This is a genomic window from Candidatus Tisiphia endosymbiont of Micropterix aruncella, from assembly GCF_965178575.1.
Classification (GTDB): domain Bacteria; phylum Pseudomonadota; class Alphaproteobacteria; order Rickettsiales; family Rickettsiaceae; genus Tisiphia.
In genome coordinates, this window is sequence record NZ_OZ238268.1 from 507,595 (window position 1) to 528,689 (window position 21,095).

Here is a 21,095-nt window from a genome sequence, read left to right on the forward strand (position 1 = left end):
TTATCAATGAGTTATATTCCATTATTGCTTACTACCGGACTTGTTGTTTTATTTGGTTTATTTGCTTGGTTTTATCATAAGACAACCAAACTAAATGCAGAATTAGGCTTTCTATCAAATAACTATTTAGAAGCAAGTAAGCAGAATCAAATTTTGCAGCAAGAAAAAATTTCTTATATCCAAAAAATTGAGCAATTATCTAGTAAAGTAGACTATCAAAGTCAATTGATAGCTGAAGCAGATAAAGCAAGACAGGAGTCCTATGCATCGGCAAAAAATGCTTTATTTGATCTTGGTAATGAATTGTCTAAACAATTAATTGAAATTCATAGACGGGAAAATCAAGAAGCAAGAGAATTATCAGAAAAAAATATTTCGGGGGCAACAAACAAATTTAATAACGAGTTTGAACGTTTAATAAACATGGTTGGATCATTAAGTAGGGATATCGAACAATCTAAAGGAACAGTAGACATTATTAAACAATCCCTTCTTTCTCCATCTGGAGCTGGATTACTTGCTGAAATTACTCTTGAGAACATTCTAAAATCATCAGGTCTACGTTCTAATTTAGACTTTATCATACAATATTCTGTGACAACTACCGATAATTTAAAACTTAGACCAGATGCCCTAGTTTTCTTACCTTCTGGTAACTTAATGGTTATAGATGCAAAGGCTTCAAAGTTTCTAGTAGATTTAGGGCAAGATAGTACTAATCTTAGTAAAACCATGAATAATCATTTAAAGTCCTTAAATAGTAAAGATTACGCGGAAAATATTTTAGCTAGTTTCCAAGATAAAAAGGAACATTTTGGTAATATAGTTACTTTGATGTTTGTCCCTACTGAACAGGCAATTGAAAAAATTCTGATTGCAGATAATAATTTTTTACAAAAAGCTTGGGAAAGCAATATTTTCCCAGTTGGTCCAGCAGGACTTATGAATATGCTATCATTTGCTAAATTCCAAATTTCAGATTATAGACGTTCAGAAAATCACAAATTAATTATAGAAGAGGTAAGAAAATTATTGACCTCTATTGCTTCGTTAGCAGAGCATTCGCAGAAACTTGGCAATAATATTCAGCATATAGTCAATAATTATGATAAATTTGCCGCTTCTTTTAATCGACATTTTTTATCTAAGGCTAGGAATATTCAAAAATTAGGCATAGATATTGGTAACAAAACAATCCAGCATCCTATAGAGCGTTATCAGCTTGTTTCATCAAAATCTGAAATTATTGATGCCCAGTTGCTCGAATCATCCGATAAAATCAAGGAATTAGAATAGACCTCTTAATTTGCTTATGTTGAGGAATTCGCAGGCACTCCCATAATTTTAAAAAATGAGGAATTGACTTTAATTGTTAAAATATATATACTTAAATTAACGTTATAATGACGTCAGTATGATATCAAAATTATGAGACATAGAGCGTGACAAAAATTATTAATTCTAAATATAAGGCTAGCAGAAGACTTGGTGTGAGCCTGTGGGGCGATAGTAAAGATGCCTTCAATACAAGAAATTATCGTCCTGGTCAACATGGTCAGAATAGTATGGTTAAAACCTCTGATTATGGTCTACACTTGAAGGCTAAACAAAAACTTAAATGCCATTATGGTAGAATTAACGAGAAGCAATTTAGAAATACTTTTACTCTCGCACAAAAAATGAAAGGCAATACGGGTGAAAATTTTATAGCTCTGTTAGAAAGAAGGCTTGACGCTGTTATATATAGAATGAATATTGCACCAACGATTTTTGCTGCAAGACAATTTGTTACCCATGGTCACATTAAAGTGAATGGTAAAAAGGTTAATATCCCAAGTATGAGACTAAAAGAAGGAGATGTCATCGAGCTAAAGGAATCAGCAAAACAAATCCCTGTAATACTCGAGACAGCTAGCAAACAAGGAAACGCTGTACCAAGCTATTTAACTTTTGATTCCAATTCATTGTCTGGTCAGTTTGTCAGAATCCCAGTAATTTCTGATGTTCCGTATCCATTTGAACCAGAAGTACATTTAGTAGTTGAACTCTATTCAAGATAATTAAGAGATTAAATATCACCCCTGCGTAGGTAGGGGGCTATAACACTTAACACATCCTTCTAGGCTATTTTTTAGATATCAGCCTACGCTGGGATGACAATTCATATTAAAACCTGATCCTGACTATAATAGCTTATCGATCACCACGTTCCAACCAATGTCCTTCAGCTGGTGACAAGTCACTTGCCACAGCTCTTCTGTCATCAAATACAAAACATTCTCCTTGCCATAACCTATTACGATTATGGGTCACTTCTAAATATTGTAAAATACCGCCCTTAAGATGGTACACATCATTAAAACCCAGTTTCTTCAAATAGGCTGTTGATTTCTCGCATCTAATCCCACCAGTACAAAACATTGCTACTTTTTTTCCAGCAAGTAATTCTTTATTCTGCTCTACCCATTTGGGAAACTGCTTAAACGTTTCTGTCTTCGGATCTATAGCCCCTTTAAAAGTACCTACACAAACTTCATAGTCATTTCTAGTGTCTACTAATACCACATTATTTTGGCTAATAAACTTGTCCCAGTCCTTTGGCTCAATATACTCTCCTTTCAGATTTGCAATATCAATATCTCCAACTGTCATAGCAATAATTTCTTTTTTCAGCTTTACTTTTAATTTTTGAAAAGGATGGATATCACAGTAATTTATTTTAATATTTACATCTTCCGCAGACGTAAGTTTTATAATTTCATCTACTAAAAAAATTACCTCTTCTTTTGTCCCAGAAATTGAACCATTAAATCCTTCTGGAGCTAAAAGAATAGTACCCCTAATTCTTCTTTTTTTACCAATAAGTAAAATCTTTGGCAGCAAAATCTCAAGGTTTTCTAGGTTAGTAAAACTATAAAAACTTAATACTGCTATTTTAGAATCATTATTCATACTGACTTCATTACTACTAATTTTCAGATTTGGTAACTGGCAAAGCTATAAACATAGAAACACCCCGTCTCTGTACCAACAAGATTATATTTTGCTTTTTAATAGATTGGGCATTGTCATACAACACATTTAATTGATCTATAGAAGCTATAGGTTGTTGATTGCTCGCTATTACTAAATCACCAATTTTAAAACCATAATTTTTTCCATCTTTTGCGATATCAGTTACAATAATGCCCTCGACTTTACTTTTAATGGCAAATTTTCGTTTAAGATTATCTGTTAAATTACTAAAAGTAACATTATTTTTTACAACAGAAAATTTATTATCAGAAGTTTTATCGCTTACCTTGTCATTTACTTTTTTAGGCTCTAGATCCTCTTCACTACTAATCTTGCCACTTAATTCTTGATTTTTGCCATCGCGTACAACGATAATTTTTACCTCTTGATCAACGATAGTTTCAGCAACCATTACCTGCAGCCTCCTAGAATTTTTTACCGGTTGTCCAGCAAATTCTATTATTACATCCCCAGGTTTTATACCAAATTTATCAGCTGGACCATCTTTTTGTACTTCCACTACTAATGCTCCCGAAGCTTCTTTTAACTCAAACCCTTCAGCTATTTCATTAGTTACTTCTTGAATTACTACCCCAAGCCTACCGCGATTAATTTTTCCATTTTGCCTTAGCTGGTCAATAATTGATTTAGCAGTATTAGATGGAATAGCAAATCCAATACCAATACTAGTCCCAGAAGGTGAAAATATTGCTGTATTGACTCCTATAACTTCACCATTAATATTAAACATTGGTCCACCGGAATTACCATTATTAATAGCCGCATCAGTTTGTATAAAATCATCTACTATACCGTTAGTGTTATCAATATCACGTCCCTTTGAAGATATAATACCAGCAGTTACTGTTCCTCCAAGTCTACCAAAAGGATTACCAATAGCAATAACCTGATCTCCTACCCTAGCTTTACTGGAATCACCGAATTTTACAAAAGGTAAAGGAGTTTCGATCTCAATTTTTAAAAGAGCAAGATCAGTTTTTTTATCACTACCTACCAATTTAGCTGATAGCTCCCTATTATCCGTTAATTTTATGTGAATCTCATCTGCATTTGCAACTACATGATGGTTGGTAACAATGAAACCTGTAGGATCTATAATAAAACCAGAGCCAAGGGGAACAGATTTAGGATTTGAATACATCTCATCAAAATCAAAAGGTAGATTAAAACGCTCCAAAAGTTCATTAAAATGATCGAATGGAAAACGCTCGAAAGATTTTTTATGAGAATCTTCTGATTTTTGGTTATATTGTACTGTATACACATTTACCACAGCTGGAATAAGTGGCTCAACAATATCTGCAAAACTATAATTATGGGATTCAGGTATCTTTATTGGCACTGACTGTAAATTACTAGATTCCTCAGGAGTAATTTTGCTTGACTGGATATTTTCAGCAAAAACAGAAGATGCCCACCACATAGTCATCAGAAAAGTGGCAATTAAAGACCTTAGTAAATTGTTAAACTTACAAATATTTTGAACCATATCATCTACCTAACTACTAATCATTTTTACTCTCTCAATGTCATTCTATTTACCCAAATTTAGATATTTAAATAGCTCTGCTTCCGGAGACAATACAAAAGAAGTATCATCTTTCTTTAAAGTATTTTTATATACTTCCAAGGATCTATAAAATTTATAGAATTCTGGATCAACAGAATAAGCAAGATTATATATCTTAGCTGCCTCCCTGTCACCATCACCTTTTATGATTTGAGATTGCATATAAGCTTCAGCAAGTAATATTTTACTTTCTTTATCAGCTCTTGATCTTATGCGAGCTCCTTCTTCTTGCCCTTCAGCTCTTATTTGGGTAGCTTCTTTTTCACGAGCAGTTTGCATGCGGCGATAAATTGCTGCACTATTCTCTTTTGGTAAATCAGCTCTTAAAATTCTAACGTCAATTACATCAAGTCCAAAATTCTTTGCTTCCTCATTAACCTGATTTAAGATATTTGACATTATGTCAGACCTTGCACTTGTAAGAAGACTAGTCAAAGGTAATCTACCTATAACTTTTCTCATTGAAGATTCTAGGTTTTTATTAAGTCTAATTTTAACACCTTGGTAGTTATGTACAGTTTTGTAAAACATCACAGGATCAACAATACGAAATTTGGCAAAAGCATCTACGATTACCCTTTTTCCATCAGAAGCAGTTAGCTCTTTTGCTTCCGCCTCTACATTTAAGATACGTTTATCAAAAAATTCAACATTTTGAATAAATGGAATCTTTATATTTAATCCTGGACTTTCAATGGTTCTCATTGCCTCACCAAATTGAAATACCACAGCGGAATGGCGTTGATCAACGGTAAATAAAGCACTGCTAACTGATAATAATAATCCGAAAACTACGAAACTTATATAATAAATTGTCTTCATCCAGCACTACTCCTTAATTTTATTTTGCTGAATTGCCATATGCGGCAAAACGCCATTAGTACCCATAATAACTTTGCTGGTATCCGTTAGAATATTTTCTATAGCTTCTAAGTAAAGGCGATCCTTAGTTATTGACTTATTAGCAACATATTGTGTATAAACAGCAGCAAACCTTTTGCTGTCTCCTTCAGCTCTTGAGATAACCTCTTGTCTGTAACCTTCTGCTTCTTGGACAATTTTAGCCGCCTGCCCTCTAGCTTTAGGTAAAATATCATTATTATAGGATTGTGCTTGATTTATCTCACGTTCTTTATCGGCTTTAGAAGTTTGTACATCCCTATAAGCATCAATTACTTCAGCTGGCGGTTCAGCTTTTAGTAACTGCACTTTCTCAATACCAACACCAGCATTATAATGATCAAGGATTTTCTGTGTTAAACCTTCAATCTTATTAGTGATTTCTTGTTTTTGGTCTGATAATATCGAAGAGATAGGAGTATTGCCTATAACTTCTCTTATAGCACTTTCAGCAGCTGTTTTTACAGAATCTTCTGGATTGACAATATTAAAAATATATTTTTCTAAGTCAGTAATATGCCACATTATATCACAATTTAGTGCAACAATATTCTCATCACCAGTCAGCATAGTACTTTCAGCAGCCACAGCTTTGGTGTTATCCATATTAGACCTAAGGCTACTTGATCTATAGCCGATCTCAATTCTACGAGACTGGTTTACCTTCTCAACTACTACCTGTTCAAATGGCAAGGGAAGGTGATAATTCAAACCAGGGAATCCTTTACGAACAAACTTACCAAACCTCATTACTGCAGCTTCCTCTCCTTCCTTAACTTCATAAACTCCGGAGGCAAACCAAACAGCAACTAATGACAACAAAACTAACGCCATTATGTTATTGTTAAAGCTAAACTTATTATAGAAATCATTAAGGTTAAACTTATTTTTTTTCCTTGGTCTAGTAAATATATTATATTCACTTTTTTCTTCCTCTTCAGAATCTCCCCAAGGGGATTTTTTTAGAACTTGAGTATATATTCGATTAAACATTTTCTGCTATTGCTATTTTGTTAATTTGTATATTATATCACTAAATATAGTTAGCACTAATACTATTTGATAAAAAAAATTTAGTATATTATTATATCTTGTATATCTAACCGCGTCAAGGTTCGTTACTAAAAAATCAGCAGTTTCCGGTAAAGAAGAAAGGGTAAAGTATTCAAGTGGAAGGAGGAGAAGGAAAAAAAGATTTCATAATATCAAAATTTTCAGGAATTTTAGTTGAAATAACACATATAGATTTTTTAGTAAGAGTAGAGAAGTCCTTAATCCCTGATAAGTCTTTGGTGGAGACAGGGGGAATCGAACCCCGACCTTTTGAATGCCATTGTAATGCTCTATATTCCCCTATTTACCACCCCTCTTCCTATAAACTTATACCCTTGCTTACAACCCTAGTATTTATGGTCTTTTCTTTGTTACCTAAAATTAAGGTTTCACTGTAGTAGAGTTGGGAATATTTGTCAATATTTAAAAATATAGCTAATTTACAAAATATTATGAGCATATATGGAGCATATAATATTTAAAATTAACTAAGTAATTTTTATCTTGTAAAGGTAGTAAGACCTTCTGGGTTTGAAAGAAATTTATTACAATAATTAATTGATTTTACTTTTATGATGATTATATTTAAAACTTTTCGGTAATTATATTTAAAAATAATATTTGCTATTTAATTAAGAAGATATTACAGTTAAATTGTATATAGTTTAATTGTAGGAGATTTTTATTATGTTAGTAAAATCATTACTCTTTACTAGAGAGTTACTCCATGAAATTGGAGCTCCAAAAGTAAAAAGAGATGTGTATAAAGATACTAAAGAAGCTGGTTTAATTCTGATAGTGTCATACGGTGGAAGCAAGGTGTTTTATTTAGGAACAGTAATTAATAAAAAGTACCATAGAATTAAAATAGGTTCTTTCCCTAATTTATCTATTACTGAAGCTAGAACAAAAGCCATGGAATTAAAGAATAAAATTGCTAAAGGATATAATCCTTTGGAAGCAAAGAGTAAGATATCTAATGAACTGACATTTGCAGAACTTTATGATAAATATCTAAATGAATATAGCAAAATTAATAATAAAAGGTGGCAAGATTCTTAGTACAGGACAAAGAGATTAACAAGGTGATAATCGGAGTAAAGATGGTATCATTGGCTTAATAAATTTTGTTATAACTTCCATCCATTTTTCCATCATTTCTTCAATATTCAAAAATATTCTCTGCAAGTAATCTAAGCCATACCTGAATAAGGAGATAGACTTTCTGCCATGTTTTTTAAGCTTTATAGGTTTGATAGAATTTTGCCATTGACCCACAACATAAGCAAAAGTAAATACTATAGCAAGTAAACCAAGCAATTTACTAATTCTATCTAAATGTATTATATGGGTATTTTCAAAATTGAAGCCCCGAGTCTTAAGGCAAGCAAAAAGGTTTTCTATTTCCCATCTTTTTTTATATATATTTAGTGCTATATTAGGGTTATCATTGGTAGCTATGATTACTAATTCTCCTTGATCATTACGCAATGCCGCTACAGATACTTTAGATCCTTTATAATTCTTACCCAAATATCTTTTTCCTTTAAACAACATATATTCACCATTCTGTAACTTCTTAATTAAATGATTAGCAGTAACTAACTCATCTTCTGCTCTACCAATGGTAAGATTGGCTTTGATTCTAATATAAAATGGTATCATTTTATCGGCTAAAAACTTTAGCCATAAATCACCAATAAACTCCCGATCCCCAAGCAATGCTGACATCTTCTCTATGCCAAATACAGTAACAAACCTTTCCATTAATTGCTGACGTTCAATGTTATTAGAAGTTCCTGCTTTTGGCAACATATCCCACATAATTGGTATAACGTCAATTCGGGATAAGGATTAGTAAAAATGCTTTAGCTATAACTAATACAAGATTTTGGATATGTATAAATTGCATTTCTGTGAATTCATACATTAATTGCTCTTCGTAGTGTATATATGTCTGCTATTTTTACTAATCCTTATCCCGAATTAACGTGTATAGCAATGCCTTTATGGCAAATAGATAATACTAAAATATTGATGTCAAGCTTGCCAAATTTCCAATTTGTCCGATCAAGCACTAGTAACCATTGTTCAGCATCAATTCCAGCCAACCTAACCAGTAACTTGGCTAAGGACGTATATGATAATTCACATTTGGCAAAAAATCTCTGTAATTTCTTATAGCGTGATTCTTGCTTATCTCCTTTTATCGTTAAGGCAAGCTGGGTAAGATTTACATCTCTCACTTGCAGTAATCCTAATATTATTTGTTCTATTAATTTTATGCTTGCAAAACTATTAAAAAAGTAGTCTCCTATTAATTGTGATAACGCTGTACTCATTCTCTTGCCTCTTAAGTCTTCAATAACCTAAGTAATAGAGCTTTGGCTACGCGTTATCTACTATTTTTTTATTCTCTCCTTAATCTCTTTGTCCTGTACTGAGATCTGAATCAGTAGGTTGTAAGGTTATTTTTTTACCCCCATATTCACTAGACTTAAATCCAATAGAAAAATTTTGGGCTAATATGAAAAAATGGATTAAAAATAAGATAACAGAAACTAGTAAATTATTCGAAGCTATTTCTATGTTTTTTGTCACCTAATTCAATGTATTTTAGTATAGTTCTTAGGATATCGTAGCTGCAAAAACCTCAATATTGTTCTTGCAATTTGTCAGTTTTTACTTCTTAAATACTTCTTTACTACCCTTTATCTATTGTTTAATCATTCATAATGAGGCATATTGCCTATTGATGACACTTCTTCTAGTTCTAGTATTTCTTCGTAATAAGTTTCATTATCAGAATGACTAAAGTCCTCATCTATCCCCATTATTATTCTATCAAAATCCATAAGGGCAGCACTATATGAATCTTGATGCTCTCGACCTGCATTTAGTTCACCTCTTACCCAGGCTGTATCAATGTCATAATTTTCTATTCCAAACTTTACTATTTCCTCATTATCTGAGTTTTCAAGTACAATATCAGTTGGATCACCTGCCATAAAAGTTAGGTGAAGAGGATTTTCCGCGTATTCCTCTAAAATCTCTAAAATTGAATATTCTTCTCTAGCTTGCATAAAATTTGAGAAATTTTCTTTTAATAAATATAGTAAATTATCAAAATTAATAGTCTCGTTTTTAACCATTTCTATAATTTCCTCGTCATAACAGATATATTCTAATACTTCTATATCTAGCCCTATTAAATCTTGGAGGTTTATTATTTCTTTTTCAACCAACTCTAGTACAGGTTGTTGTGCAAGCATTAGTAATTTATCTCTAGAAAACTTAGTTATTTCTATTTTACATTCTTCTAGAATTCTAAGAAGCTTTTTTTCATCTTCACTTCTAATGTAATCTATTTTGAATTGTTTAATATGTTTCTTTACTGTTTCGGTTGCTTTAACTATTGTATCAACAACATCAGAGTTTATGTATTGTTTTAGTTCATTGATAGCCTCGTTCTTATCATTAGCTTCTTTAGGATTGCGAATCTTTGATAATAAACTTTTACAATGTTTTAAAGCATTTTTATTAACCTTTGCATCGACAACAATAGCACCATTAATGAATAAATTATCGTACCAAACTTTTTCATGAAAATGAGATTGTGTAACTTGCTTACAACTTTTAATATCATCTTTTGTTGGTGAAGCACCTTGAACAAATTCAAAGGAAAATGATATTGGAGATTTAGATGCTTTATTTAGTTTAGCTCTATCAGGTATAGTAGTAATTAGCGGCTTATCTTTACTAAAAATAAAAGTTGCATTTTTCCTATTTTGAATTTTTTTTACTAAACAGGCTGATTCAAGATTGCCTTTTGGTCTTGTTTTGTCTATAAAACTCTCTAGTAAGGTATCGCATCTTTGCTGTATTAATACGCATGTATTTGGCTCCGGGTAATATACTCCGAGAGGAATGTGAAGTGCTGTAATCACTCTAATCATCCTATCAATATGACTTGCAAATTGATATGCTGGCTCATCTTTAGAGTACTCATACCCTGTAGACATTACCGTGGGTATATTATAATCTTTTACAATACGTAAATAAGCACTATAAATTCCATTAAAATTAACTGTATCACTATCTATTAAACTAAGATATATATTTGCATCATGGTCTTTTTTTCTGAACTCTTGTACTAATTTCTTTGTTTTATCATGATTTTTTGCATATTCTCTCAATTTTTGGTATGGTACATCAATATTTTTTTCTTCCGTCTCTCTGAATTCCTGAGCTTTTTTAGGGTCAAGTTTTTTAAGTTGTTTATAAAATTTTCTGACTAAGTTTTGATCAACAGCTGTTCCTCTTTTACTATACCATTCACATTTCCAAAAAAAACCAAATTTTTCATATCTAATATCTGTCTCTATCTTACTTTTTAGTTCTAAATCTAATGATTTATTTTTTCTTGTACTCAACGATTTCATCCTATTTAATGCTATACTAGTACTAATAGATGTTGTTAATTTGTCTTTGTCATCTTTTTCAAAGCTGTTTTGTGATAATTTCTCTAAAAATGGAGTTATTATTCTACTAATTGAATCACTTTGATTTGAGTTTGATAGTTCTTCAAAATTGATTTCTTTTTTCCTCGTATATTTTGGGGGAGTAGTAGTGAAAGGAAAAGAACTTTTGTTTTTAAGATCAAAATTAAAATCTGCATCAGAAAAACTGCCATCCCTTTCCTCACTAGAAGAGTCATTTCTAAATTTACGCTCTGGAACATAAGCGATTGTATTAATCACAAATTTAGTTTTTGGAGGAGGAACTAAACTTAAATGCTTAGTTCCTTTAATCAATTCAGAAATTTCTTTATCCTCTTCAGTTAGGCTTGCTAAATCCTTTGATAACTTGCTATCACTAAGCACATTAGCACTATTATTACTATCAGAATGAATTGGTTCATTCTTTATTGCTTCACAAGCTTTGTCCGATTGTTCTTCTAGTAAAAATTCTAATGGATCAGAAAGTAAACTATTTCTTTGTGCAACAATCTCATGATCACTCACATTTGGCAAATCTTCAGTTTTTGCTAAAGAGTCTAGATTAAATACCGTCCACGGACCACAATCATATCCATTACTTTGTTGTGCTGGCAAATTAACGTTACTTTCAATAATGTTATTTTCAGTTACACCATGATTTATTAATATCTGTTTTAGTGTACAAAATGTTGCTCCATCAGATGTGGTAAAGCTTGTTTCCATAGGACTACCAAGAGAATTAGTATAAAAAGCTTTAAAAGTAGACCCTATTTTTTTAATAACTAGTCCAACCCAATGTGAACCTTGCCAAATTCCTTGATTACTGATACCAAGATTTATTGGTATAGCAACAACATTTAAGGAATTTGGATTATTTAAAACTGTAAAAGCTCCATTTACTCTTTGTAGAGCCTGCAAATCATCAGTACCTGTAGAATCAATCACTTCATACATATTGCCTTGACTTTTTGCTTTTAAAAGGTAATTAATGTCCAAATAATCATACCAATAATCTCTATCATTCTTTTTAGACATTTTATAGATCCCCTCTTTGGTTAAAAATCATAGTATCTCAGCATAGTTATAGAAATGGAGGTTAGCAATTACCGCATTATTACCTATCTCTACAATATTTTTAAGAACTCTTAAGAAAAGACAAATCTTGTTCCCTCCTAAAAAATTAGCTAATACCTAAATAATAAATTAATACATTCTACAGTGTTAAATTTCTAGCATTAGATTAATTTATTTTAATAAAAATTACTAGGGTGTGTCATCAATTGAGCCAAATTACCATGGAAGAAAAAAGCAAACTACTAAAAAAACAAACAAGCCAAAATAAAAATATATCAACACCAAATAGCTCAGAAAAATAGTTATTAGATTAGTAGATAGATTGGGTTACAAAATGGTTGTTAGTTAAAAAGACAAAATAAGACTGTTTTTAGAATGGATAGAGCTTTTGCATTGAAATTCAAAGGTTGAAGTGTAAACTTGTCACTTATACTTAAAAGCGTTCTAAATTAGACGATCTTTCCTAGGAGAAGATAGAAACTACAAAATGGTTAGGGGTATTTAATGTTTTCGTAATATATTATTACTAAATAATATTGAAATAAACCAAAATATGAAATTGTTAGTGGTCACATTAGGGCTACATTATTACTTTAATGGATCACCCACGATCATTACAAAATTATTAGAATAATTTAACTGTCTTGTAATATAAGTAGCAACTTAATCGGTACAATAAAACTTTAATTGTACTAATAATATAGCCAAAGCTAGGCATATTTTTAGCAAAATTTAACTTTTGCCCCTGATTTTGAATCCTCTCTTAATAGTGATATTTACATTGCACTATATAAATAGTGTTATCTTTAGTGGTATATACTAACCTATGCTCCTGATTTATTCTTCTTGACCAATATCCAGATAAACTAAATTTTAAAGGTTCAGGTTTGCCAATACCCGAGAAAGGTGAACGAGATATATCCTTGATTAACTGATTAATTTTTTCTAAAATTTTTATATCATTTTTCTGAAAATAAAGATAATCCTCCCAAGCATCATTATGAAATAATACTTTCATTTATAGTGATATTTTTAAAATTAATATTTTTGTTAAGGTCATTAATTGCACGGTTAAGTCTTTCTGAATTTTTATGGCTCTTTAATAAGTAACAAGTTTCTTCTAAAGCATTATAGTCATCAAGGGACATTATCACTACAGATTTTTGTTTTTGTCTAGTAATGATTAAAGAGTGATGATTTGTACACACTTTATCCATAATGCTAGATAGCTTATTACGTGCTTGTGTATAAGATATTGCTTCCATTATATTGACATATTTAAGTACATGTACATAATATTATTACATACTCCACGTTAAATCAATATTAAAAAGAAAAATTTTCAATAGGTTTTGTCTTAACCTATTTTACTTGTCATTTTTTAAAGTTGAGTTCAGCAGATTGTGGTAAAAACCTTATAAACTCATTCTAAAATTCTTATACTGATTATCTTTCAAAATAGAATTAATAATTTAATTCTAACTAATGATAGACCTAATACTAAATTATACCATGATACCATGTTAATTCTATTTTGAAAGATAATCAGTATTACCCTTACATTTGCTGTTGCTGTTGTTTAAATAAGTATGGATTGCAAAGGTAGAGCTTTGGACAACGTGTTTGTTGAGCGATTTTGGCATTCGTTGAAACAGGAAAAAATTTATCGAATAATTTTAACAATTGTAAAGGAGGCAAAAGCAGCTATTAAGGAATATATCGATTTTTATAACCACGAAAGAATGCACCAAGCATTGGGGTATAGGACTCCTAGCTTGATGTACTATAAACAAAAAGTTGCATAATAGTGACAATAATAATTTCATGGGAATTATATCTCTAAATTGCTAAAATTTTGTCTAGACATAGGGGATCACCATACACCTAATGCATATTTTGCAGTTTGTGCTGAATTCTTTTAAGGTGGATAGAGTTTAAGGGAAAGCTTACTTTAATAATTTCTGAGGCTTGCAGTAAATAATTTTTTGATTGATTTTTTAAATATTCCTGCTGCTCATTACTAGTGGTTTTGAGGTGTGTATATTTTGTTAAATATACATCCGCTAAATTTTCTAGAGGTAAATAACTATCTGGATGTTGATGTTTTTTAAGTATTTTAAGTGATTCACAGAACATTTTCTCTGCAATTTCTAGCTTATTTTCCCTCGTATAAACTTCTGCTAGAAAATTTAGAGCTCTAGCAGTTCGTATATGATCATCACCATGCAACTTTTTATACCCTATATAACTTTGTTCTAAAAATTCTTTTGCCTTTTTATATTCTCCTAAATTTTTATATAAGTTTCCTAAATGTAAAGTAAGTTGTACTATTTTAAGGTTATCTTTATCATAATAATTATTATAAATTGTCCAACTTTTTTCTAACATCTCTTGGGCAATTATATAATTTCCAATATCATTATTGAGACACCCCAATTTAATTAAAATCCAACTACTTTTTAGATTATCTTCACCAAACAATTTTTTGTAAGCTACAAGAGTGTTTTTAAATAATTTATGAGCATTTTCGTAATCTCCTTGTTCTCTATAAAGATTTCCTAAGCTAGCTAGTCCCCATATCATATGGGCATTCTTGTTTGGAAAATATTTTGTATAAATTGATAAACCTTGCTCAAGTAAGTTTTTTGCTTTATTATATTTTCCCATTTCTCTATATACATTTCCTAAATGTATTAGTCCCCAACCTACATCCACATGTTCTTCAAAGTAATGTTTTTTATATAATATTATACTTTGTTCAAGTAATTTTTTAGCTTGCATATAGTTACCTAATTTTCGGTAATTATACCCTAGTCTTACTACCCCCCAACTTATATCAGTATAATATTTGGAGTATGGTTCCTCTACTCTTATTAATCCTTGTTCAAGGATATTTTTTGCTGTTTCATAGTTACCTAAATCTATGTAAATATTTCCTAAATGTATTAAAGCCCAAGTCAATCCTTTTTCATGCTCAGGATGATTCTTATAAATCTTTATGCTTTCAGTAAATAGATTTTCTGCTTCTTTGTAGTCTCCTTTTTCTCTAGAAATAATTCCTTGGTATATTAGAACTTGTGCAGCTCCTACGTGCATTTTATCATTTTTTTTATAAATTCTTAAGCTTTCTTGCAAAGAATTCTTTGCCTTCTCATAATTATCTAAATGCCTATAAACAATTCCCAAATCTCCTAAAGTCTTTGCAGTTCCAATAGAGGCTCTGGAATATTTTTTATAAATTGTTAAACTTTGTTGCAACAAATCTTTAGCTTGTTCATATTTGCCTAAGCGTCTATATACGTTTCCTAAATGTGCTAGAGCCTGTCCTATACCAATATAGTCTTTGCTATAATATTTATTTAGGTTTATAATATTATGTTCGATAATTTCTTTTGTTTTTAAATCCTCACCTAAATAATAATAAATACATCCTATCCCTACTCCAATAGTACTGTTAATTTTAGAGGTTAGTATGTTATTATGACTTAAAAATGATTGTACATGTGTTAATAAAAGCTTCATATATGAAAAATTTTCTTTATCAATTGAATTAGTAATCGCTTTTTCTAATACATCGCTTATCTGTTGCAGTGGTTGATGGTTATTCTTTAAATCTAAGTCTCTAATTAAGTAGGTTAAACTTATTTTTTGAGTAGTGTGATGAAGAGATATCAAAGAATGAAAAAAAGAATTTGTTTTTTTGTTAGTAATAAGCGAATACCTCTTTAAATGATATATAAAATTATCTACTATTCTTTCATCAACATACTCATCTAACAAAGTTCTAGGAATATTTTGAGAATCAAGCAAGCTAACAAATAGCAGTAAGTTTTTAAAATTTTCATTTATCTCAATAAATTGTTTTAAAGACAAGGTGATGAGGTTATAACGTGTTTGAGTATATTCTCCCGTTTCCTTTAATATATCTTCTTGTGCTTTTACAAAATTTTGACTAGGTTGATTTAAACGTTCAATATATTTTTCGTAAGAAATATTAGTAGCTTTTAAATAATAGGCAGCAATAGATACATCTAATGGAAAAGAGGGAATATTAAGCAAGAATTCTTGAGCTTGCTTATTCTCCAACTCAGTAAATTTGTGTGTATTACCTTTGTTTAAAATCTTAAGAAAGAGTTGTAATTTTTCCTTATCTTCTAGTTCTCCTATTAAAATACTATTATTTATGTAACTATTATTTTGTATGTTATTATTCTTGGTGGTAACTAGAATACGTCCCTTTCCCCATACTTTGAAATCACACGGGAAATATTTCTTAATATCTTTAAAGTTTTCTATATTATCATATATTAAAAACCAATTAGTATGAATTCTCAATTTATCTTGTATAAAAGCAATAATATTGTCTTCTCTCTCTTGAAAGTTCCTAATTTTTTTATATTCCTTACTATTTTCTTTTCAGTTTCATTTGCGATCCTATGGGCAAGAGCTTCAAATGAGCGTAAAAGACTCTCTTTGTTTTCTGCATTCATCTCCCAAACAATCGTAGCATGTTGTTGGTGTGCATAATATTTCGCCATAGTACTTTTTCCAGATCCTCCTATCCCTATTATTGCTACCGTATAAATACCTTGATTATCTTTAAACTTTTCTTCTATTGCTGAAATTAGTTTAGGTCTATCAATAAATATACTAACAGGAATAATTAGGTCAGAGCGGAATAAAGGTATTTTATATGGTAAGATTACAGTATGTTTCTTATCTTTTTGAACGCTAGAATAGCTAATTAATGTTACAATACTAAAAATAATACATGCTATTAGTATACTTATTTTATTTTCTGTAAATATTTTCTCTATAGAAGAGAAAATATTTTTCCTGACAACAAATTCCTCAACACTACTTACTTTATTAGAAAATAATTCTTCTGGTTTTTCAGAAAAAAGAGAAAGATTTTTTTTAAAATTAGAGATTATAGGATCTATATTGACTTTTCCTATTATTCTTCGTAGCACTTCCAATACTACTAAATAATAACTGTTTTGAGTTTTGAAGCTAATATAGTCAATTCTAAGAAATTTTTGAGGGACAATAGATATATTTTTATCTAATAAAAGCAAAGTATGATTAACAGGGTTTTGAAGAATTATATCTGTAAATTTAAATTGTATAGCAGACCCATCTGTTATATTCTCCTGCAATTTTTTTATTAACTCTTCCGAAACTATATGAATAATATGATAATTTATGTCATTCCATTTAAGAGAAAAAGAAGAGCCTTCCTCTATTTTATTGATATTAGGAATTCCTGCTAATTTAAAATGCTCTTCTAGATTAGAGGTAAAGATTATTTCACTTTCTGAAAGCTCATATTGATAAATCATGACTCGGGGCAGCATTTTGTTACGTAGCAAAGTAGATATTGCTATTAATGTTTTTTTAAAATCATTTTTAAGTAATAAATGCTGATAAATTTGTCTCAAAAAAAGAGATTTATCTGATCTTTCTATAAAATTGATGATATCTTCTCGGGAATTACACGTTATTTTCCCCATAATATTATGTATGTGAGCCTCTACAGTCTTTGGAGCAATAGTTAGTAAAGAGGCTATTGTCTTACTTCCCCTACCTGCTAGAACACAAGCAATGACATCTATCTCGCGCTGGCTAAACTTTACATTATTTATTATTTCTAACTTTAAAGAGGGAGTTTTTGATTCACCTAGTGTTTCTTCATTTCGCATAATACCTATAAAAGTAACAGTTTTATCTAATAACGTTAATTCGGGATAAGGATTAGTAAAAATAGCAGACATATATACACTACGAAGAGCAATTAATGTATGAATTCACAGAAATGCAATTTATACATATCCAAAATCTTGTATTAGTTATAGCTAAAGCATTTTTACTAATCCTTATCCCGAATTGACGTTAATAGCTAAGTTGTTTGTGGGTATTCAGCCATCGACTAACGCTATCATGTGATATCTTATATGGACTCACCTCTGATAACGCCTTGCCTGAATATCTAACGCTGCTTGCTTGCAAAAATGATGTATATAAATTTTTATTACATTTATGTCTCGTCATATCACATTATGTTTTCTTGTAATGTTATCACATTTTTTCAAAATGCGGAAACTCCTGTATTACTTAACTTATGATGATAGGTTTTTAGATGTTTGTAAGGAATATCTAAGTAAAATTCTCTAAGTGGTATGATTAGACATTCTTTCTAATATTTTAGCAATAAGATATGTTATTAAATCATATAAATTATGAATCATTATTAATGGATATATTTAGAAAATATTAATTAATATGTGATATTTTAGTGGTTGGCGGGTGATAGTAAAATTACCAGCGTTTAATTAGACAATGCTCTACTTATAAAAATCACTAACTGACTATGGTAATATGCCAAACTTAAATTATTTGTTGACTCCTATCACGGATACTCGAGTTAGCAAAGAGAAGGTATGTAAATGACTATTTTTTAAAATGTTAATGAAGCAAAAATAATTATGGAAAGTAGATTGTTTAATTCTTCAAAAGCAGTAATCGCTTATAACTTAAGTATAAGAGAAGATATATTAAATATGTATAAACCTTTATTTGATAATTTTAATATTACTTATTTTGAATATATTCAAATATCTAATGAGGGAAAAGCATTTTATATCTCTACAAATAATGATTGGCTTAAATTCAGTCTTGAACACAAAATGTTTGAGGATGCTGAACATGTTAGACTTTGTTCAATTGCAAGGAATTGTAAGTTCAGATATGTTTTGTGGAATCCATTGAAATTAGAAGAAACTAAACTACTGTCTATGTATAGAAAATACGATATCTGGAATGGCATTACAATTAACGTCAATTCGGGATAAGGATTAGTAAAAATGCTTTAGCTATAACTAATACAAGATTTTGGATATGTATAAATTGCATTTCTGTGAATTCATACATTAATTGCTCTTCGTAGTGTATATATGTCTGCTATTTTTACTAATCCTTATCCCGAATTAACGTAATTAATGAGTTTGAAGACAAAAACTTTAATGCTTATTCATTTGCAACCACAGCAAACAATACCGAATTAAATAACTTTTTTATCAATAATTTAAAACTATTTGATCACTTTGTTATATATATTAAACAAAAAATTAATCTTTTAGTTGAAAGAAGTTTTAATAACATTTTAATACCAGCCACACCATTGTTATCTAACATAGATACAACTAAAATACCTAATAATACTTTGAATATTGATAATTTGTTAGAACAAGTAAGAATTAAAAGGTTTTATATACATAAAAATATTTATCTCACTAACAAAGAGCTGCAGTGTCTATACCTCCTTTCATCAGGAAAAACAGCTAAAGGGATAGGGACTCAATTAAAAATTTCTTCTAGGACTGTTGAAGAGCATTTAAACTCTATAAAGTTTAAAACAGGTATTAGGTATAAAAATCAGCTAATATCTTTCTTTGAAGATTCTGCTTTAAACTCATATTGTCTCAAATAGAACACTAACTATGCAAGAATTGTTGCCTCAATAAGAATGAAAAGCAGTTGACTAAACGAACCGCCATATACAGGTATGTATATGCTAGTGTGGGAAGGAAAACTTGTAAGTATACTCCTACTCCGATCTAACAATCAGAGGGTAAATTATAATATAGAACTAACATAGTTATCTAATCATTTAACTACCCTCATTACAACATTTTTTATTTGGATTTGAAAAATGCGATTCAATAATAAACTTACTCTAATTATGCTTGGTTCTTTCTTAGAATATTATGATTTTGCACTCTATGGACTTTTTGCTATGCATATAAGCAAAGTCTCTTTTCCTTCTGATAGTAATACAGGGCATTTGTTACATGGTTATAGTATTTTTGCTTTAGCATACTTAATTAGACCTGTAGGTGGGACTATATTAGGTTTTATAGCTGACCGGTACAATAAAGTTAAGGTATTTTCATTTTCGATACTATTGATGGGTATATCTACTTTTTTAATTGGACTAGTTCCTTCCTATGAAACTGTCGGAATCGTTTCCCCTATTTTATTAACTCTGGCTAGATTAATTCAAGGAATATCCTATGCCGCAGAGTTCCCAGGAGCAATTACAATAATGAGTAATTCCTATTTCAACAAAAACTTCTCCCTATCCAAAAATATAGGCTATTTAATGGCTTCTACAAACCTAGGAGTTATTTTAGGATCGTTTATCCTTTATCTATTACATCTTGTTTTTACAGAGAGAGAAATTTTTACTTGGGGTTGGAGGTTACCATTCATAATTGGAAGAATATTAGCTATCATAGGTTATTATTCACGACGTACCCTAGAAAATGTTGAAGAATTTAAAAGGGATAATAAAAATCAAACTATCAAAGTTACAATACCAATACTATTTAATATACTTAAATCTAATAAGATAAAAATACTAAGAGGAATAGGCATAACAAATATAATCGCTGGTGGAACAATCTTTTCAATTTATTTACCACACTTCCTACGAGTAAATTTTACATTTAACGTTAATTCGGGATAAGGATTAGTAAAAATAGCAGACATATATACACTACGAAGAGCAATTAATGTATGAATTCACAGAAATGCAATTTATACATATCCAAAATCTTGTATTAGTTATAGCTAAAGCATTTTTACTAATCCTTATCCCGAATTAACGTGTATAGTAACACAGCATGTTTGATCATACGATCTTCAGCATCTTGTGGCAATTCATTGGTTTGTTTATTAGTATCGTTCATAGCAACAATCTCTTCATTTTTTAAAGTTTTAGCTGTTTGTTCAGTATTTTTTCCATTTTGGTTACAGGCTCTATACAACTTTCAATTTAGTAATATTGTGGGTTTAAGTGTAATTTATCATCAATATTTATGACTACAGATTGAAGCCAATCTCCGGCTTTCTCTAAAATAGTTAGCTGTGTATCTATGGTATCAATAGTTTTAGTTTATTCA

At 30.2% G+C, this 21,095-nt stretch carries 19 protein-coding genes and 1 pseudogene; 8 read left to right on the plus strand and 12 right to left on the minus strand.

What is annotated here, in order from left to right; all coding sequences use genetic code 11:
- Positions 1-6 precede the first annotated feature (6 nt).
- Both ACN1AG_RS02425 and rpsD read left to right on the plus strand, forming a co-directional pair.
- Entirely contained in the window at positions 7-1,296 is a 1,290-nt protein-coding gene (locus ACN1AG_RS02425; protein ID WP_417905364.1) for a DNA recombination protein RmuC, read from the plus strand.
- Between the two features lie 146 nt (positions 1,297-1,442).
- Complete coding sequence (rpsD, locus tag ACN1AG_RS02430; protein ID WP_417905365.1) at positions 1,443-2,060, plus strand: 30S ribosomal protein S4; 618 nt, start codon at positions 1,443-1,445, stop codon at positions 2,058-2,060.
- Between the two features lie 133 nt (positions 2,061-2,193).
- Here the strand turns inward: rpsD and ACN1AG_RS02435 are convergent, their stop codons facing one another.
- The 4 genes from ACN1AG_RS02435 to hflK are packed head-to-tail and all read right to left on the minus strand — an operon-like array spanning position 2,194 to position 6,499.
- Positions 2,194-2,952, minus strand: coding sequence for a rhodanese-like domain-containing protein (locus ACN1AG_RS02435; protein ID WP_417905366.1), 759 nt, complete (start codon positions 2,950-2,952; stop codon positions 2,194-2,196).
- Positions 2,953-2,968: 16 nt separating this feature from the next.
- Positions 2,969-4,525 carry a Do family serine endopeptidase gene (locus ACN1AG_RS02440; RefSeq protein WP_417905367.1) on the minus strand — a complete coding sequence of 519 codons (1,557 nt, stop codon included), beginning with the start codon at positions 4,523-4,525 and terminating at the stop codon, positions 2,969-2,971.
- Positions 4,526-4,570: 45 nt separating this feature from the next.
- On the minus strand, positions 4,571-5,428 hold the full coding sequence (gene hflC, locus ACN1AG_RS02445) for a protease modulator HflC (RefSeq protein ID WP_341757607.1): 858 nt from the start codon (positions 5,426-5,428) through the stop codon (positions 4,571-4,573).
- Positions 5,429-5,434: 6 nt separating this feature from the next.
- Positions 5,435-6,499, minus strand: coding sequence for an FtsH protease activity modulator HflK (gene hflK, locus ACN1AG_RS02450; RefSeq protein WP_417905368.1), 1,065 nt, complete (start codon positions 6,497-6,499; stop codon positions 5,435-5,437).
- Between the two features lie 747 nt (positions 6,500-7,246).
- Between hflK and ACN1AG_RS02455 the strand changes: the two are divergent.
- Positions 7,247-7,615, plus strand: a pseudogene (locus tag ACN1AG_RS02455) (Arm DNA-binding domain-containing protein); the annotation flags it as partial.
- Between the two features lie 21 nt (positions 7,616-7,636).
- Here ACN1AG_RS02455 and ACN1AG_RS02460 read toward each other — a convergent pair.
- The gene (locus ACN1AG_RS02460) at positions 7,637-8,374 is read right to left on the minus strand and encodes a transposase (RefSeq protein WP_417905369.1); all 738 of its coding nucleotides are present in this window, start codon (positions 8,372-8,374) and stop codon (positions 7,637-7,639) included.
- A 161-nt stretch (positions 8,375-8,535) separates the two neighbouring features.
- The gene (locus tag ACN1AG_RS02465) at positions 8,536-8,901 is read right to left on the minus strand and encodes a hypothetical protein (protein WP_417905370.1); all 366 of its coding nucleotides are present in this window, start codon (positions 8,899-8,901) and stop codon (positions 8,536-8,538) included.
- A 128-nt stretch (positions 8,902-9,029) separates the two neighbouring features.
- Between ACN1AG_RS02465 and ACN1AG_RS02470 the strand changes: the two genes are divergently transcribed.
- Positions 9,030-9,164: a transposase gene (locus tag ACN1AG_RS02470; RefSeq protein ID WP_417905635.1), complete on the plus strand. Its 135-nt coding sequence runs from the start codon at positions 9,030-9,032 to the stop codon at positions 9,162-9,164.
- A gap of 121 nt (positions 9,165-9,285) precedes the next feature.
- Here the strand turns inward: ACN1AG_RS02470 and ACN1AG_RS02475 are convergent, their stop codons facing one another.
- The 3 genes from ACN1AG_RS02475 to ACN1AG_RS02485 all read right to left on the minus strand — a co-directional run bounded on the left by ACN1AG_RS02475 (position 9,286) and on the right by ACN1AG_RS02485 (position 13,349).
- Positions 9,286-12,093, minus strand: coding sequence for a Ulp1 family isopeptidase (locus ACN1AG_RS02475; protein WP_417905371.1), 2,808 nt, complete (start codon positions 12,091-12,093; stop codon positions 9,286-9,288).
- 802 nt (positions 12,094-12,895) lie between these two features.
- The gene (locus tag ACN1AG_RS02480) at positions 12,896-13,150 is read right to left on the minus strand and encodes a Txe/YoeB family addiction module toxin (protein WP_417905372.1); all 255 of its coding nucleotides are present in this window, start codon (positions 13,148-13,150) and stop codon (positions 12,896-12,898) included.
- On the minus strand, positions 13,131-13,349 hold the full coding sequence (locus ACN1AG_RS02485) for a type II toxin-antitoxin system Phd/YefM family antitoxin (RefSeq protein WP_417905373.1): 219 nt from the start codon (positions 13,347-13,349) through the stop codon (positions 13,131-13,133). The genes ACN1AG_RS02480 and ACN1AG_RS02485 overlap by 20 nt, the downstream gene beginning before the upstream one ends.
- A gap of 402 nt (positions 13,350-13,751) precedes the next feature.
- Between ACN1AG_RS02485 and ACN1AG_RS02490 the strand changes: the two genes are divergently transcribed.
- Complete coding sequence (locus tag ACN1AG_RS02490; RefSeq protein ID WP_417905636.1) at positions 13,752-13,937, plus strand: integrase core domain-containing protein; 186 nt, start codon at positions 13,752-13,754, stop codon at positions 13,935-13,937.
- Between the two features lie 79 nt (positions 13,938-14,016).
- On the opposite strand, the gene ACN1AG_RS02495 is transcribed toward ACN1AG_RS02490, so the two are convergent.
- Both ACN1AG_RS02495 and ACN1AG_RS02500 read right to left on the minus strand, forming a co-directional pair.
- Positions 14,017-16,467: a tetratricopeptide repeat protein gene (locus ACN1AG_RS02495; protein WP_417905374.1), complete on the minus strand. Its 2,451-nt coding sequence runs from the start codon at positions 16,465-16,467 to the stop codon at positions 14,017-14,019.
- The gene (locus ACN1AG_RS02500; RefSeq protein WP_417905375.1) at positions 16,464-17,906 is read right to left on the minus strand and encodes a helix-turn-helix transcriptional regulator; all 1,443 of its coding nucleotides are present in this window, start codon (positions 17,904-17,906) and stop codon (positions 16,464-16,466) included. Before ACN1AG_RS02500 ends, ACN1AG_RS02495 begins: the two co-directional genes overlap by 4 nt.
- A 711-nt stretch (positions 17,907-18,617) precedes the next feature.
- Here ACN1AG_RS02500 and ACN1AG_RS02505 point away from each other — a divergent pair.
- The 3 genes from ACN1AG_RS02505 (at position 18,618) to ACN1AG_RS02515 (ending at position 20,659) form a co-directional block, all read left to right on the plus strand.
- Positions 18,618-18,983, plus strand: a complete 366-nt coding sequence (locus ACN1AG_RS02505) for a hypothetical protein (protein ID WP_417905376.1) — start codon at positions 18,618-18,620, stop codon at positions 18,981-18,983.
- Between the two features lie 386 nt (positions 18,984-19,369).
- Positions 19,370-19,621, plus strand: a complete 252-nt coding sequence (locus ACN1AG_RS02510; RefSeq protein WP_417905637.1) for a helix-turn-helix transcriptional regulator — start codon at positions 19,370-19,372, stop codon at positions 19,619-19,621.
- A 252-nt stretch (positions 19,622-19,873) separates the two neighbouring features.
- Positions 19,874-20,659, plus strand: coding sequence for an MFS transporter (locus ACN1AG_RS02515; protein WP_417905638.1), 786 nt, complete (start codon positions 19,874-19,876; stop codon positions 20,657-20,659).
- 118 nt (positions 20,660-20,777) lie between these two features.
- Here the strand turns inward: ACN1AG_RS02515 and ACN1AG_RS02520 are convergent, their stop codons facing one another.
- Positions 20,778-20,960, minus strand: a complete 183-nt coding sequence (locus tag ACN1AG_RS02520; RefSeq protein WP_417905377.1) for a hypothetical protein — start codon at positions 20,958-20,960, stop codon at positions 20,778-20,780.
- Positions 20,961-21,095: the final 135 nt, after the last annotated feature.